The 13,444-nt window shown below is 73.9% G+C and carries 11 protein-coding genes; 3 read left to right on the top strand and 8 right to left on the bottom strand.

Going from position 1 to position 13,444, the window contains the following annotated elements:
• Positions 1-270: 270 nt before the first annotated feature.
• From FEF34_RS31730 to FEF34_RS31715, 4 genes are all read right to left on the bottom strand, one after another.
• Complete coding sequence (locus FEF34_RS31730; protein WP_138056233.1) at positions 271-651, bottom strand: DUF1844 domain-containing protein; 381 nt, start codon at positions 649-651, stop codon at positions 271-273.
• Positions 652-674: 23 nt separating this feature from the next.
• Positions 675-1,412, bottom strand: a complete 738-nt coding sequence (locus FEF34_RS31725) for an SseB family protein (RefSeq protein WP_138056232.1) — start codon at positions 1,410-1,412, stop codon at positions 675-677.
• A 68-nt stretch (positions 1,413-1,480) separates the two neighbouring features.
• Complete coding sequence (mycP, locus tag FEF34_RS31720; RefSeq protein ID WP_138056231.1) at positions 1,481-2,671, bottom strand: type VII secretion-associated serine protease mycosin; 1,191 nt, start codon at positions 2,669-2,671, stop codon at positions 1,481-1,483.
• Positions 2,668-3,393, bottom strand: coding sequence for a hypothetical protein (locus FEF34_RS31715; protein ID WP_234042624.1), 726 nt, complete (start codon positions 3,391-3,393; stop codon positions 2,668-2,670). Before FEF34_RS31715 ends, mycP begins: the two co-directional genes overlap by 4 nt.
• 1,336 nt (positions 3,394-4,729) lie before the next feature.
• Between FEF34_RS31715 and FEF34_RS31710 the strand changes: the two genes are divergently transcribed.
• Positions 4,730-5,932 (top strand): amino acid deaminase/aldolase, encoded by a 1,203-nt coding sequence (locus tag FEF34_RS31710; protein WP_138056230.1) that lies wholly within the window; start codon positions 4,730-4,732, stop codon positions 5,930-5,932.
• Between the two features lie 85 nt (positions 5,933-6,017).
• Here the strand turns inward: FEF34_RS31710 and FEF34_RS31705 are convergent, their stop codons facing one another.
• The 4 genes from FEF34_RS31705 to FEF34_RS31690 are packed head-to-tail and all read right to left on the bottom strand — an operon-like array spanning position 6,018 to position 10,556.
• Positions 6,018-6,980, bottom strand: a complete 963-nt coding sequence (locus FEF34_RS31705) for a DUF2510 domain-containing protein (protein ID WP_234042623.1) — start codon at positions 6,978-6,980, stop codon at positions 6,018-6,020.
• A 31-nt stretch (positions 6,981-7,011) separates the two neighbouring features.
• Positions 7,012-7,806: a 3-oxoacyl-ACP reductase gene (locus FEF34_RS31700; RefSeq protein WP_138056229.1), complete on the bottom strand. Its 795-nt coding sequence runs from the start codon at positions 7,804-7,806 to the stop codon at positions 7,012-7,014.
• Between the two features lie 6 nt (positions 7,807-7,812).
• Positions 7,813-9,183 (bottom strand): aldehyde dehydrogenase family protein, encoded by a 1,371-nt coding sequence (locus FEF34_RS31695; protein WP_138056228.1) that lies wholly within the window; start codon positions 9,181-9,183, stop codon positions 7,813-7,815.
• Between the two features lie 8 nt (positions 9,184-9,191).
• Complete coding sequence (locus FEF34_RS31690) at positions 9,192-10,556, bottom strand: glutamine synthetase family protein (RefSeq protein WP_138056227.1); 1,365 nt, start codon at positions 10,554-10,556, stop codon at positions 9,192-9,194.
• Between the two features lie 78 nt (positions 10,557-10,634).
• Between FEF34_RS31690 and FEF34_RS31685 the strand changes: the two genes are divergently transcribed.
• Entirely contained in the window at positions 10,635-11,363 is a 729-nt protein-coding gene (locus FEF34_RS31685; protein WP_138056226.1) for a FadR/GntR family transcriptional regulator, read from the top strand.
• 386 nt (positions 11,364-11,749) lie between these two features.
• Entirely contained in the window at positions 11,750-13,201 is a 1,452-nt protein-coding gene (gene eat, locus FEF34_RS31680) for an ethanolamine permease (protein ID WP_138056225.1), read from the top strand.
• The last annotated feature ends 243 nt before the right edge of the window (positions 13,202-13,444 follow it).

The raw sequence follows: 13,444 nt of genomic DNA, 5'->3' as shown, positions 1-13,444 counted from the left end.
GCACCGACGCGTCAACCGCGGGGCGCTACTTCGGACGGCTCCATCGTCCGTACGGAACGATGGGCGCCGTCTGACCGGTGACCCGCCGCCCCTGAGAGCGGCCAGGTGGGAGATCGGAGCCTCCACTTGTGGGTCGGGCACATGCGTGTCCGACCGGTCGTTACACAAGGTTAGCAGCTCCGGTCCGAAGGGGCGAACCGGAGGACGGGCAGGCCGCGCGAAACGCGGGCGGACGAAGGAGGCGGACGTACCGCCCGGCCGACGGGCCGGCTAGCCGTAGACCGGTCCGGTGTACTTCTCGCCCGGGCCCTGGCCCGGCTCGTCCGGGACGACCGAGGCCTCGCGGAACGCCAGCTGGAGGGACTTCAGCCCGTCCCGCAGCGGTGCCGCGTGGAAGGAGCTGATCTCCGTGACGCCCGCGTCGAGGAGACCGGCCAGCGCGTGGACCAGCTTCCGGGCCTCGTCCAGGTCCTTGTGCTCGTCGCCGTCCTCGGTGAGTCCCAGCTTCACCGCGGCGGCGCTCATCAGGTTCACCGCGACCGTGACGATCACCTCGACCGCGGGGACCTCCGCGATGTCGCGGGTCATGGCGGCGAAGTCGGGAGCCTGCTCGCCCGCGGGCTGCTCGGGGGTGGGGGTCGCGTCACTCATGGAGCACACGATATGCGGTGCCCTCAGGCCCGCATGTACAGGGGCTCTCCCGGCGGCACCGCCGACGCGGGCAGCAGCGCGAGGTCGAGTCCGCGCACCAGCCGGGCCCTGAGCGTCTCATCCTCGGCCAGGGCAAGGGCGACGCGCTGTGCGGCCTCGGCGGGGGACGCGCCGGCCCCTTCGTCGAGGACGAGCGCGAGCGTGCCGTCGGCGCTGCCGGGGCCGAGATGGGCGCGCAGCACCGCGGGCTCGGCGGCCACCACGGCCCGTACCGCCCGGGCCACGGCCGGGTCGGCCAGCGGGTCGGTGCTGGTGCGCCCCTCGGCGAGGGCCAGCAGCGTACGCCCGGTCAGCTCGTACGGCACCGGACCGGCGAGATCCAGGACCACGGTGTCGGCCTTCTCGTGGGCGGCCGCCTGGAGGGCCTGGTGCAGGGGCACGGCGACGGGCCTGGCCTGCGGGTCCCACAGGGCGAGCGAGGCGGTCGACGTGAACGCGGGCAGGGCGCGGCGGTTTCCCGCCGTCAGCGTGGGGACGGCCATGTCGCTGGTCTTCTCACGGCGCAGTCCCGACTCGTCCTCCTCGACCTCCCCGAGCACGGCGACGACCGGGACGAGGAGCCGGGCACCCTTGAGCGCCTCCAGCACGGGTCCCTCGGCCGTCCGGTCCCGGGCCCACGCGGCGAGCGCCGCCTCCAGGGCCGGGTCGGCGGTGCCGTCGTCGTCGGAGAAGCCGGGGTCGGGAATGTTCTTGAGCGCCACGCGACGAGCCTAGTTCGTCGGCGGTGGTGCCCCGGACGGCGGGGAGCCGCACCGGGCCCCGGCAGGGTTCAGGCCCGGCGGCCGCGCCACAGTACGACCGCCGCGGCCAGCAGCAGCGCGCCGAGGCCGCCGGTGACGGGGGCCAGCCAGCCGCCGCCCGGCTGGGCCGGGGAGTCGTCCGGTCCCGTGCCGAAGTACTGCTTGCGGTGGCCCTGGACGGACGCGGTCTCCGGGTCGACGCCGCCGGTCGGCGGCCTGCCGCCGTTCACGATCGCGGCCGCCGGGTCGACGATGCCGTACCCCTTGGAGTCGTCGCGCCCGTTCTTCGGACCGCCTCGGGCGGTGTCGGCGAGGAGACGCTTGATCTGGGCGGGGGTGAGGCCGGGGTGCGCGGCGCGGACGAGCGCGACCGCGCCGGAGACGAAGGCGGACGCCGCGCTGGTGCCCCAGCCCTCGTAGTACTTGCGGTCGGGATCGGCGATGACGACGTCGACGCCGGGGGCGCTGACCGTGGCGTACCAGCGCCGGGTGGAGAAGGAGGCGTGGGTGCCGTAGCGGTCGACGGCGGCGACGGCGATGACACCGGGGTAGGCGGCCGGGTACGAGATGTGGTCGCCCTTCTCGCCCCCGTTGCCCGCCGAGGCGACGACGACCGCGCCCTTGGCGAGGGCGTACTGCACGGCGGCGTCCTCACCGGCGTCGGGGTGGGCGGACTCGCTGTCGTCGCCGAGGGAGAGGTTGATGACGTCGGCGCCGTTGTCGGCGGCCCAGCGGATTCCCCGGGCGAGGGCCGTGCCACGGGTGCTCCGCGCCTTGCTGCGGGCGGGGTCGGAACCTTCCAGGATCACCCGCACGGGCAGGATCCTGGCCTCGGGGGCGATTCCGAGCACTCCGTCCTCACGGCCCGGACCGTGGCCGTGCCCGGCGATGATCCCGGCCATCGCCGTGCCGTGCCGGGCCCAGGCGCGGTCGCCCCGCTTCGCCCCGAACCCGATGAGGTCCTTCGTGGGAAGGACGCTGCCCTCCAGATCCGGATGGCTGTCGTCGACTCCGGTGTCGAGCACCGCGACGGTGATGCCCGCGCCCTTGGTCGTACGCCACGCGTCCTCGGTGTGCAGGGCGTCCAGGGCCCACTGCCGGACCCGGATCCCGTCGGCCTGCGCGGGCGCGGCGGCGACGAGGGAGAACGCGACGGCCGTGGCCACCGCCCCCAGGAGCCGTCGGGGCGTGGCGCGGGTGCGGAGGCGTGCTGCCGTCATTCGGGGCGCTCCGGTGGGGTGGCGGACTCGCGCAGGGCGCGCTCGATGCGGTCCGCGATTCCCTTGGCCTCGTGGCCGAGGCCGGCCTGGGCGGGGGCGGACGCGTCGCCGGGGACCGTGGCCTCGGCGGCGGGCATGGGGTCGGCGACGGGGCGGCCGTCGGCGAACCCGGAGACGGCGAAGACGACGACGGGCGCGTCGGTGAGCACGCTGACGGTCCAGCTGGCCCGCTGGCGGTCGCCGAAGCCCGCGGCGGGGGTGCCGGGGACCGCGTATGCGCGGGGCAGCAGATCGGTGCGCTCGTCCAGTCCCTCCTCGGAGAACCGCTTGCGCAGGGCCGCCATGCCGTCCCGGTCCGCCTCGGTGACGACCATGCCGACGGTGGTGACGCTGGAGGCGGTGGCGTCGGTGTAGGTGGCGCGGAGGACCCGCAGGCAGCCGACCGGCTGGAGCGCCCTGAGCAGCAACGGGTCGAACGCGCCGGTGCACGGGCCGTCGGGCGCGACCGCGACCCGGGTCCACACCCGGTCGGCGCCACCGGGTCCCGCGCCGGCGCCCTTGATCGTGGGCGGGAAGAGCGAGTCGACGGGGACGCTGTGCCAGAGCTTACGGGCGTCGGTGTAGAGGGGCTGCGAGGCGGGCGACGCGGCCGAATCATCCAACAGCCAGCTTCCGGTGACCGCTCCGCCGATCAGCCCGAGCCCGAGTACGAGACAGACCACGGCACTCACGGTCCTGGCGGGGCGCCGGTCCCGGACGGGCCGCAGCCGGGTCGTGATCTCGGTGGGCGTCTCGGGAAAAGGGCCCGCGCCGGGCCTCGGAGGAACGCCGGGCGACGTCCACGGCCAGGGGCTGCCCGGGGCACCCGGGACACCTACGGCCCTCGCCGCCCCGCCGGCAGCCGGGGCGGGTGCGGGGTACGGGGCGGGCGGCGCGGGCACGGAAGGAGCGGTGACTGCCGGCGGCCCTCCGGGGGCGGTGGCCCTCACGGGTGCCGGGGGCGTCACGGGTGTCGGGGCTCCTGCCGGCGCGGGAGGCGTTCCGGGCGCCGGGGCTCCTGCCGGCGCGGGAGGCGTTCCGGGCGCGGAGGGAACGGAGGGCGTCCCCGGCGCACCACCGGCGCTCGGCGGCGTGAGGGGGCGCGGAGGTATCTCCTCGACGGCACGGGGCGCGCGAGCGGCCGGGCGGCTGACGGAAGACGGGCGGGCGGGCGGCCGGGCGGGCCGGCCAGCGGAAACACCCGGGCCCGCCCCACGGAGCGCCGGAGCACTCGGACCGCTGCCCGTGGCCTGAGGTGCCGACGGCTGCGGCGAGCGGGGGGACGCCGATCCGGGAGTCGGTCTGGTCGGGCCGGTCGGGTCCGTTCCGGACCTCGCCGGGTAGCTGGCGGCGCGGGCAGGGTCGTTCCCGGCCCGGGCAGGCTCGCTCGCAGCCCGGGCGGGAGCATTCGCGACGGGGCCCGGATCGTTCGCGGCGCGGGCGGGAGCGTTCTCGGCCCGGGCAGGCTCGCTCGCAGCCCGGGCGGGAGCGTTCTCGGCCCGGGCAGGCTCGCTCGCAGCCCGGGCGGGAGCGTTCCCGGCGCGGCCCGGATCAGTCGCAGCCCGGGCAGGGTCGTTCCCGGCGCCGGCCGAGGACATCGAAACGGCGTGGCCCGTGGTGGCGGCCGTGCGGGATCGGGGCGCGGGGGCTGAAGGGGCGTCAGCTGGTGCGGTGCGCGGGCGGGGTGCCGGCGGGACGGAGCCGACTCGGGGGTCCGGGGCGGAGTCCTTGAGCGGACGAAGACGGGTGGTCGTCTCGGCATGCTCGCGGTCCGGTACCTGCGGGCCGTGGGGCGGGCGGGAGGGGACACGCGGGCGCTGCGCCTCGGTGCTCATCCGCCCCCCGTTTCCTGGTGTTCGTACCGCCGCCGGATCGCCTTTCGGGGCAGGCCCGTTCGTCGCCGCGCCCCCTCACTCTACGGGCTGGCGCACGTCGGAAGGGAACAGGATCGCGACCCCGGGGGGATCTGCGCAGAACGTCCCCCTACCCTCGGGTAGACCGGTCTGACAAGCTCTGCGCATGACTCCCCGTGCCGCTCTCAGGACCCGGTACGACCGGGCCACCGCACACCTCGACGCGCCCCTCGCCATCGTGGACCTGGAGGCGTTCGACGCCAACGCGGCGGATCTGGTCAGGCGCGCGGGCGGGAAACCGGTCCGGGTGGCCAGCAAGTCCGTGCGGTGCCGGGCGCTGCTCGAGCGGGTGCTGGCGAAGGACGGCTTCTCAGGGATCATGTCCTACACGCTGGAGGAGTCGATCTGGCTGGCCCGGGCGGGTTTCGGCGATGTGCTCCTCGCCTACCCGTCCGCCGACCGCGCCGGTTTCGCCGAACTGGCCGGTGACGCCAAGCTCGTCGGCGTCGTGACGGTCATGGTCGACGACCCCGCGCAGCTGGACCTGATCGACCGCGCCCGGGACGGCGGCACCGAGGAGGTCCGGGTCTGTCTGGAACTGGACACCTCTCTCCGTCTGCTGGGAGGCCGGATCCGATTCGGTGCGCGCCGCTCGCCGCTGCGCACCCCCGAGGACCTGGCCGAGCTCGCCCGCGCGATCGTCGCCCGCCCCGGCTTCCGGCTGGTGGGGCTGATGGCTTACGAGGGGCATGTCGCTGGAGTCGGTGACGCGGTCGCGGGCAGTCCGCTGCGCTCGCGGGTGGTGAGGCTGATGCAGTCCGCGGCCCGGCGCGAGCTGGCTCGGCGGCGGGCGGACGTGGTGCGGGCGGTGCGGGCGGTGGCCCCGGACCTGGAGTTCGTGAACGGCGGCGGCACCGGCAGTGTGCAGCACACCGCGGCGGAGGACGCGGTCACGGAGATCGCCGCCGGCTCCGGCCTGTACCTGCCGAGGCTCTTCGACGACTACACGTCGTTCAGCGGGCGTCCCGCGGCGTGGTTCGCGCAGCCCGTCGTGCGCCGCCCTGGCGTCGGCGTGGTGACGGTGCTCGGCGGCGGTTACCCGGCCTCGGGCGCCGCCGGGCGCGACCGGCTGCCGGTGCCGTACCTGCCGGAAGGGCTCCGCTACGACCTGATGGAAGGTGCGGGCGAGGTGCAGACGCCGCTGCTGGGCCCGCCTGCGGACGATCTGCTCGTCGGCGACAAGGTGTGGTTCCGGCACGCGAAGGCCGGGGAGCTCTGCGAGCGCTTCGCCTCGCTGCACCTGGTCGAGGGCGAGCGGGTGACGGCCACCGTGCCGACGTACCGGGGCGAGGGCCGTACGTTCCTCTGAGCCGTCGGGCGGGGAGGGCCCGGATGCCTCGTCGAGGACCCGGACGGCCGCGGCCCGGCGGGCCCGGGGCCCCGGCCCGGCACGTTCACGGCTCGACCGTGGAGCCGGCTCCCCCACTGGCGTCCGTCAGCGGCCGGATGCCCCTGATGATCCTGTCCATGTCGGCGAGCGGCGGGGCGTCGGGACCCGCGTCGAAGGCGAAGCGGACGATGACCAGCGATTCGGAGCCGACGGCGGAGGGGAAGACGAGGGACTGGACGTAGCCGCCCGGACCGGCTCCCGTCGTCACCCGCCAGCGCACCACGTGACCGGTGCGCCCGGCGACCGTGACGGGGGCGGACTTCACCAGTTCGTGGCCCTTGATGCCACCGTGGATGCGGTTGCCGACGCGGTCGTTGTCGTACGCCCAGTCCGCGGCGACGCCGACGTCCTGGCCGGCCAGTCTCTCGGGCGACTTCACGTTGGTGACCGTGGCCGTGCGGGAGGACACCGTGCCGTGGCGGCAGGACTCCGCGGAGTCACCGGGGCACTTGTAGGAGTCGGCGGTCACCATGGTCGGCACCGGATCGACGCCGGAGGTCGACTTCTCCCAGCCGTCGAGCAGCGGCAGGGAGATGCCGTTGAGCTGGTCGACGAGGACGTCCGAGTCGTCGGCGGCCGACGGACCCGGCTCCGGGCCGTTCCCCGTCGCGGTGGGCTGCGCCGAGACGGCGGCCCCCGCGGACCGCGGGGCCGTCCGTTCGTCGTCCTCGCCGAGGACGACGACACCGGTGGCGATGGCGGCCACGAGGACCGCGCCGGCGGTGACGAGCGCGACGACCGCCCCCTTGCCGACGCCCCCGCCGTGCCCGGACCCGCCGGCGAGCGGCACGGGCGCGGTGACGGCCGGCCCGGCGGCCGGCGGCTGCGGGGCACCGGCGGTGCGGATGTGCCCGGTCCAGGCACGGCCGTCCCACCAGCGTTCGTGGGACGGCGTGCCCGGGTCCGGGTACCAGCCTGGGGGTCCCCCCAGGCCGCCAGGCGTAGGGGGAGGGGGCGGCATGCTCATCCGGCCACCCTATGAGGGGCCGGGCACCGGCCTACACAGGGGTGACGTACGCGCCCGAGATGCCGCCGTCGACGAGGAAGTCGGTGGCGTTGACGAAGGACGAGTCGTCGCTGGCGAGGAACGCCACGGCCGCGGCGATCTCCTCGGCGTCGGCGAACCGGCCGACGGGGATGTGCACCAGCCGGCGCGCCGCCCGCTCGGGGTCCTTGGCGAACAGCTCCTGCAGCAGCGGGGTGTTGACCGGTCCCGGGCACAGGGCGTTGACCCTGATGCCCTCGCGGGCGAACTGCACGCCCAGCTCGCGGGACATGGCGAGGACCCCGCCCTTGCTCGCGGTGTACGAGATCTGGGAGGTCGCCGCGCCCATCCGGGCCACGAACGAGGCGGTGTTGATGATGGAGCCCCGGCCCTGGCGCTGCATGTAGGGGATGGCGGCCTTGCAGCACAGGTAGACGGAGGTGAGGTTGACCTCCTGCACCCGCTTCCAGGCGTCGAGGCCCGTCTCCAGGATGGAGTCGTCGTCGGGCGGTGAGATGCCGGCGTTGTTGAAGGCGATGTCGACGCTGCCGTAGGTGTCGAAGGCGGTCCGGAACAGTGCCTCGACCTGTTCGGCGTCGGTCACGTCCACCTTCACGAAGGTGCCGCCGACCTCCTCGGCGGCGGTCTTGCCCGCGGTCTCGTCGATGTCGCCGCAGACGACGTGGGCTCCTTCGGAGGCGAGACGGCGCGCGGCGGCGAGGCCGATGCCGCTGCCGGCGCCGGTGATGACGGCGGTGCGGCCGACGAGCCGGCGGCAGACGGGGATGTCGCTGTGGGCAGTGGTCATGGGATCTCAGGCCTCCGTGCTGATGAAGACGTTCTTGGTCTCGGTGAAAGCGGTGAGGGCGTCGGGACCGAGCTCGCGGCCGAGGCCGGACTGCCCGTATCCGCCGAACGGGGTCCAGTAGCGGACGCTGGAATGGGAGTTGACGGACAGGTTGCCCGCGGCGACCGCGCCGGAGACCCGCAGCGCCCGGCCGACGTCGCGGGTCCAGATGGACCCGGAGAGCCCGTACTCGGTGGCGTTGGCGAGGCGTACGGCGTCGTCCTCGTCGTCGAAGGGCAGCACGACGGCGACGGGGCCGAAGACCTCCTCGGTGGCGACGGGCGCCTCGGGGGCGACTCCGGTGACGAGCGTCGGCGGGAACCAGAAGCCGGGGCCGTCGGGGGCGCTGCCCCGGACCGTCGCGAGGTCGTCGGTGACATAGGCCCGTACGCGGTCGAGCTGGGCCCGCGAGATGAGCGGTCCCATCTGCGTGGCCTCGTCCGCGGGGTCGCCGACGACGACCGACTTCAGCGCGGGGGCGAGGCGGTCGAGGAAGGCGTCGTACACCGGACGCTGTACGAGGATGCGGGTGCGCGCGCAGCAGTCCTGGCCGCTGTTGTCGAGGAAGGCCATCGGTGCCGCGGCGGCCGCCGCCTCGACGTCGGCGTCGGCGAAGACGATGTTGGGGCTCTTGCCGCCGAGTTCGAGGGTCACCCGCTTCACGCGCTCGGCGCAGAGCGCCATGATCTGCTTGCCGACCCGGGTGGAGCCGGTGAACACGATCTTGGCCACGCCGGGGTGGCGCACCAGCGCGTCGCCCGCGACGGCGCCGTAACCGGGCAGCACCTGGAAGAGGTGCTCGGGAAGGCCCGCCTCCAGGGCGAGTTCGGCGAGGCGCAGCGCGGTCAGCGGGGTCGTCTCGGCGGGTTTGAGGACGACGGCGTTACCGGCGGCGAGCGCGGGTGCGGCGCCCCACGCGGCGATCGGCATGGGGAAGTTCCAGGGAGCGATGACGCCCACGACGCCGAGCGGCTCGAGGAGGGTCAGATCGATGCCGCCCGGCACGGGGATCTGGCGGCCGGTGAGGCGCTCCACTCCCCCGGCGGAGTAGTCGAGCAGATCGCGGACGTTGCCGGCCTCCCAGCGGGCGTTGCCGATGGTGTGCCCGGCCTCGCGGACCTCGAGCAGGGCGAGTTCCTCGATGTGGTCGTCGACGACGGCGGCGAATCGGCGCAGCAGCCTGGCCCGGTCGGCGGGGGCCGCGGCAGCCCAGGCGCGCTGGGCACGCGCCGCCCGGCCCACCGCGGCGTCGACGTCGGCGGCGTCCGCACCGGGAACGGTGGCGACGACTTCCTCGGTGGCCGGGTTGAGCACGTCGAGTGCGTACGGTTGCGACAAGTGGTGCCTCACATGCGTTCGAAGGAGCGGCGGAGCTCCCAGTCGGTCACCGCGGCGTCGAAGGCTTCGAGCTCGACCCGGGCCATGTTGCGGTAGTGGGCGACGACCTCGTCCCCGAAGGCGGCCTTGGCGATGGGGCTGTTCTCCCAGAGCTCGGCGGCCTCGCGGAGGCTGGTCGGGACGTGTTCGTAGCCGGCGGCGTAGGCGTTGCCGGTGCAGACCTCGGGCAGCTCCAGTTTCTGTTCGATCCCGTACAGGCCGGCCGCGACCAGTGCGGCGACGGCGAGGTGGGGGTTGACGTCGCCACCGGGCAGCCGGTTCTCGAAGCGCATCGAGCGACCGTGGCCGACGACGCGCAGGGCGCAGGTCCGGTTGTCGTGACCCCAGGCGACGGCGGTCGGGGCGAAGGAGCCCGGCTGGAAGCGCTTGTACGAGTTGATGTTCGGCGCGTACAGCAGGGAGAAGTCGCGCAGGGCGGCGAGCTGCCCGGCGAGGAAGTGCCGCATGACCGGCGACATTCCGTCCGGTCCGTCGCCCGCCATGACGTTGCGGCCTTCGGCGTCCGCGAGCGAGAGGTGGATGTGGCAGGAGTTGCCCTCGCGCTCGTTGTACTTGGCCATGAAGGTGATCGAGACGCCTTCCTGGGCGGCGATCTCCTTGGTCCCGGTCTTGTAGATCGCGTGCTGGTCGCAGGTGACGAGGGCTTCGTCGTAGCGGAACACGATCTCGTGCTGACCGGGGTTGCACTCGCCCTTGGCGGACTCGACGGTCAGGCCGGCGGCGGCCATCTCGTTGCGGATCCGGCGCAGCAGCGGCTCGATGCGGCCGGTGCCGAGGACCGAGTAGTCGATGTTGTACTGGTTGGCCGGGGTGAGGCCCTGGTAGCCGCGGTCCCAGGCCTGCTCGTAGCTGTCCTTGAAGACGATGAACTCCAGCTCGGTGCCGACCTGGGCGGTCCAGCCGTGCTCGGCCAGGCGCTCCAGCTGGCGGCGCAGGATCTGGCGGGGTGCGGCGACGACCGGGGCGCCGTCGTTCCACGCCAGGTCGGCGATGAGCATGGCCGTGCCCTCGTTCCACGGGACACGGCGCAGTGTGGCCAGGTCGGGGTGCATGGCGAAGTCGCCGTAACCACGCTCCCACGAGGACATGGCGTAGCCGTCCACGGTGTTCATCTCGGTGTCGACGGCGAGCAGGTAGTTGCAGCCCTCCGTACCGTGTTCCAGGACCTCGTCGAGGAAGAACCGGGCGGCGAACCGCTTTCCCTGGAGCCTGCCCTGCATGTCGGGAAAGGCCAGTACTACGGTGTCGATCTCACCGCTCGCGACGAGGGTTCTGAGCTCCTCGACGCTCAGCGGGGGTGTGCGGTCTGCCACGGGATTGCGCCTCCTAAGGCCAGCCGGGAGCCATAAGGTATTACCGAAGACCATTGCTTGGGAAGGGGAAACCGCAACGTGGTCGAGAAGAGCGAGTCCGGGGACCGGCTCACGTCCGTGCTGCGGCCGGTGCGCGGGGGCAACGGCTTCGAGGAGGCCCTCGAACAGATCCTGCAGGTCGTACGGCTGGGACTGGTGCCCGGCGGCGAACGGCTGCCCGCCGAGCGCGAACTCGCCGAGCGCATGGGCATCAGCCGGGTCACGCTGCGCGAGGTGCTCAGGGTCCTCCAGGAGGAGGGCCTGGTGGAGAGCCGGCGCGGCCGCTACGGCGGAACGTTCGTCCTGCACCGCCCGCGCACCGAGGGCGAGGACGAGCTGCGCCGCCGGATCGCGGCCGTCGACGTCGAGGACACACTGCGCTTCCGGGAGGTCCTGGAGGTCGGCGCGGCGGGGCTGTGCGCGGCGCACGGACTCTCCGAGGAGGGCGCCGGGCGGCTGCGCACGGCGCTGACGGCGACGCACGACGCACCCCTGGACGACTACCGGCGGTGCGACACGCTCCTGCACCTCACGCTGGCCGAACTGTCCGGCTCACCCACGCTGACCAAGCAGTACGCGGCCGTCCGGGCGGCCGTGAACGATCTGCTCGACTGCATCCCGCTGCTCGTGCGCAACCTGGAGCACTCCCAGCAGCAGCACGTCGCGCTGGTCGAGGCGATCCTGGAGGGCGACGCGGACGCGGCGCGCGAGGTGATGCGGGAGCACTGCGAGGGCACGGCCGCGCTGCTGCGCGGCTTCCTCGCGTGAGGTCCGCCGCGCGGCCTCCCCGTAGGGGCTCCGCCGGACGCCCGCCGGTGCACGAGAAGCGCCGCGCGGCTCACCGGCAGGACCGGGAGGGCCCGCTGCGGGCCTCGAGGACGATCCCCGCCACCGCCCTCCGGACGTGCCGCGCCAGGGCCGGGGCCCACCCCGCCCGGCGCGGTCGGCGCGGGCCGCGCAGGGCCGGCGGAGCCCGGTCTGCATGCCGTCGGCGGCGCGCGGGAAGGGGTCGCGGACACGCGCCGGGCACGCCGCCGCACACCCCCGGGAACGGGACGGCGTAATCCGAAAGTAACGCAAAGGTCTTGCGCTTCCCCCACCGTCACCGCAAAGGTATGGGTCCATTCCATTGGGCCCGACGCGGGAGCTCTGCCATGACGCTGGAAGACACCGACACCACCGGGAGCGGCAACACTCCACCGGACAACTATCTCGAACGCCGGACCCTGCGCCGAGGCAGCGCGGGCTGGCTGCTGCTCACCGGGCTGGGCGTCGCCTACGTCGTCTCCGGCGACTTCTCCGGCTGGAACATCGGCCTGTCCAAGGGGGGCTTCGGCGGACTCGCCGCCGCCACCGTGCTGATGGGCCTGATGTACGCCTGTCTCGTCTTCGCGCTCGCCGAACTGTCGGCCATCCTGCCGACCGCGGGCGGCGGCTACGGGTTCGCGCGCCGGGCGCTGGGCACCTGGGGCGGCTTCCTCACCGGTACGGCCATCCTCATCGAGTACATCCTGGCGCCTGCCGCCATCTCGATCTTCATCGGCGACTACGTCGAGTCACTCGGACTCTTCGGGCTGGAGTCCGGCTGGCCCGTCTACCTCGCCTGCTTCGCCGTCTTCATCGGCATTCACCTGTGGGGCGTGGGCGAGGCCCTGCGCTTCAGTCTCATCGTCACCGTGATCGCCGTCGCCGCGCTGCTGATCTTCGCCATGGGAGCGTTCACCGACTTCCAGGTGAGCGGACTCGACGACATCCCGGTCGACGGCGACGCGCTGGGCTCCAACTCCTGGCTGCCGTTCGGACTGCTCGGCATCTGGGCCGCGTTCCCGTTCGGCATGTGGTTCTTCCTCGGCGTGGAGGGTGTACCGCTCGCCGCGGAGGAGGCCAAGGACCCGGTCCGGTCCATGCCGAAGGCACTCGCGCTGTCGATGTCGATCCTGGTGCTGCTGGCCCTGATCACCTTCTTCGCCGCCACCGGCGCCCGCGGCTCGGCCGCGATCCAGGAGGCGGGCAACCCGCTGGTGGTGGCGCTGCAGGGCGACGGCGACCCGACGGCGCTGAGCCGCTTCGTCAACTACGCCGGACTCGCCGGCCTGGTCGCCTCGTTCTTCTCGCTCATCTACGCCGGGTCGCGCCAGCTGTTCGCCCTGTCCCGGGCGGGCTACCTGCCCCGCTTCCTGTCGCTGACCAGCCGCCGCAAGTCGCCCTACCTGGGCCTGCTGATCCCCGGCGCGATCGGCTTCGCACTGGCCGCCGGCACCGGGGACGGGGCGCGGATGCTGAACATCGCCGTCTTCGGCGCGACGATCAGCTACGCCCTGATGGCGCTGTCCCACATCGTGCTGCGGCGGCGCGAGCCGGACCTGCCGCGCCCGTACCGCACCCCCGGCGGTGTGCTGACCTCGTCCGTCGCCTTCGTCCTCGCGCTGTCCGCGCTGGTGGCGACCTTCCTGGTGGACAAGGACGCGGCGTTCATCGCACTCGCCGTGTACGGCGTCGCCCTCGCCTACTTCGCCTTCTACAGTCGGAACCGTCTCGTGGCCCGTGCCCCGGAGGAGGAGTTCGCGGCACTCGCCGCGGCCGAGGCGGAACTGGCACGCGACTGACGCGCCGGCGTCCGCGGTCCGGCGCCCGCCGATCGGGCGCCGGACCGCGGACGCCGCACGATGGAACCCGGGGGCGCGCACCCGCTACCGGCGGCCGTGGCCCCGGGCCTCGTGGCCTGTCCCGGGCGGTCGGGCCTCGTGGCCCTGCCCCGGGCGGGCCCGGCCTCCGTGGCCCATCACCCCGGAGCCGGGCGTCCGGCACCGTGCCCACATCACCCGTGGTCCCGCGTCAAGGAGGCCGGG

The sequence above is a fragment of the Streptomyces marianii genome (assembly GCF_005795905.1).
GTDB lineage: Bacteria > Actinomycetota > Actinomycetes > Streptomycetales > Streptomycetaceae > Streptomyces > Streptomyces marianii.
Note: the sequence above shows the minus strand (reverse complement) of the source record. Positions and strands in the feature narration are given on the sequence as shown.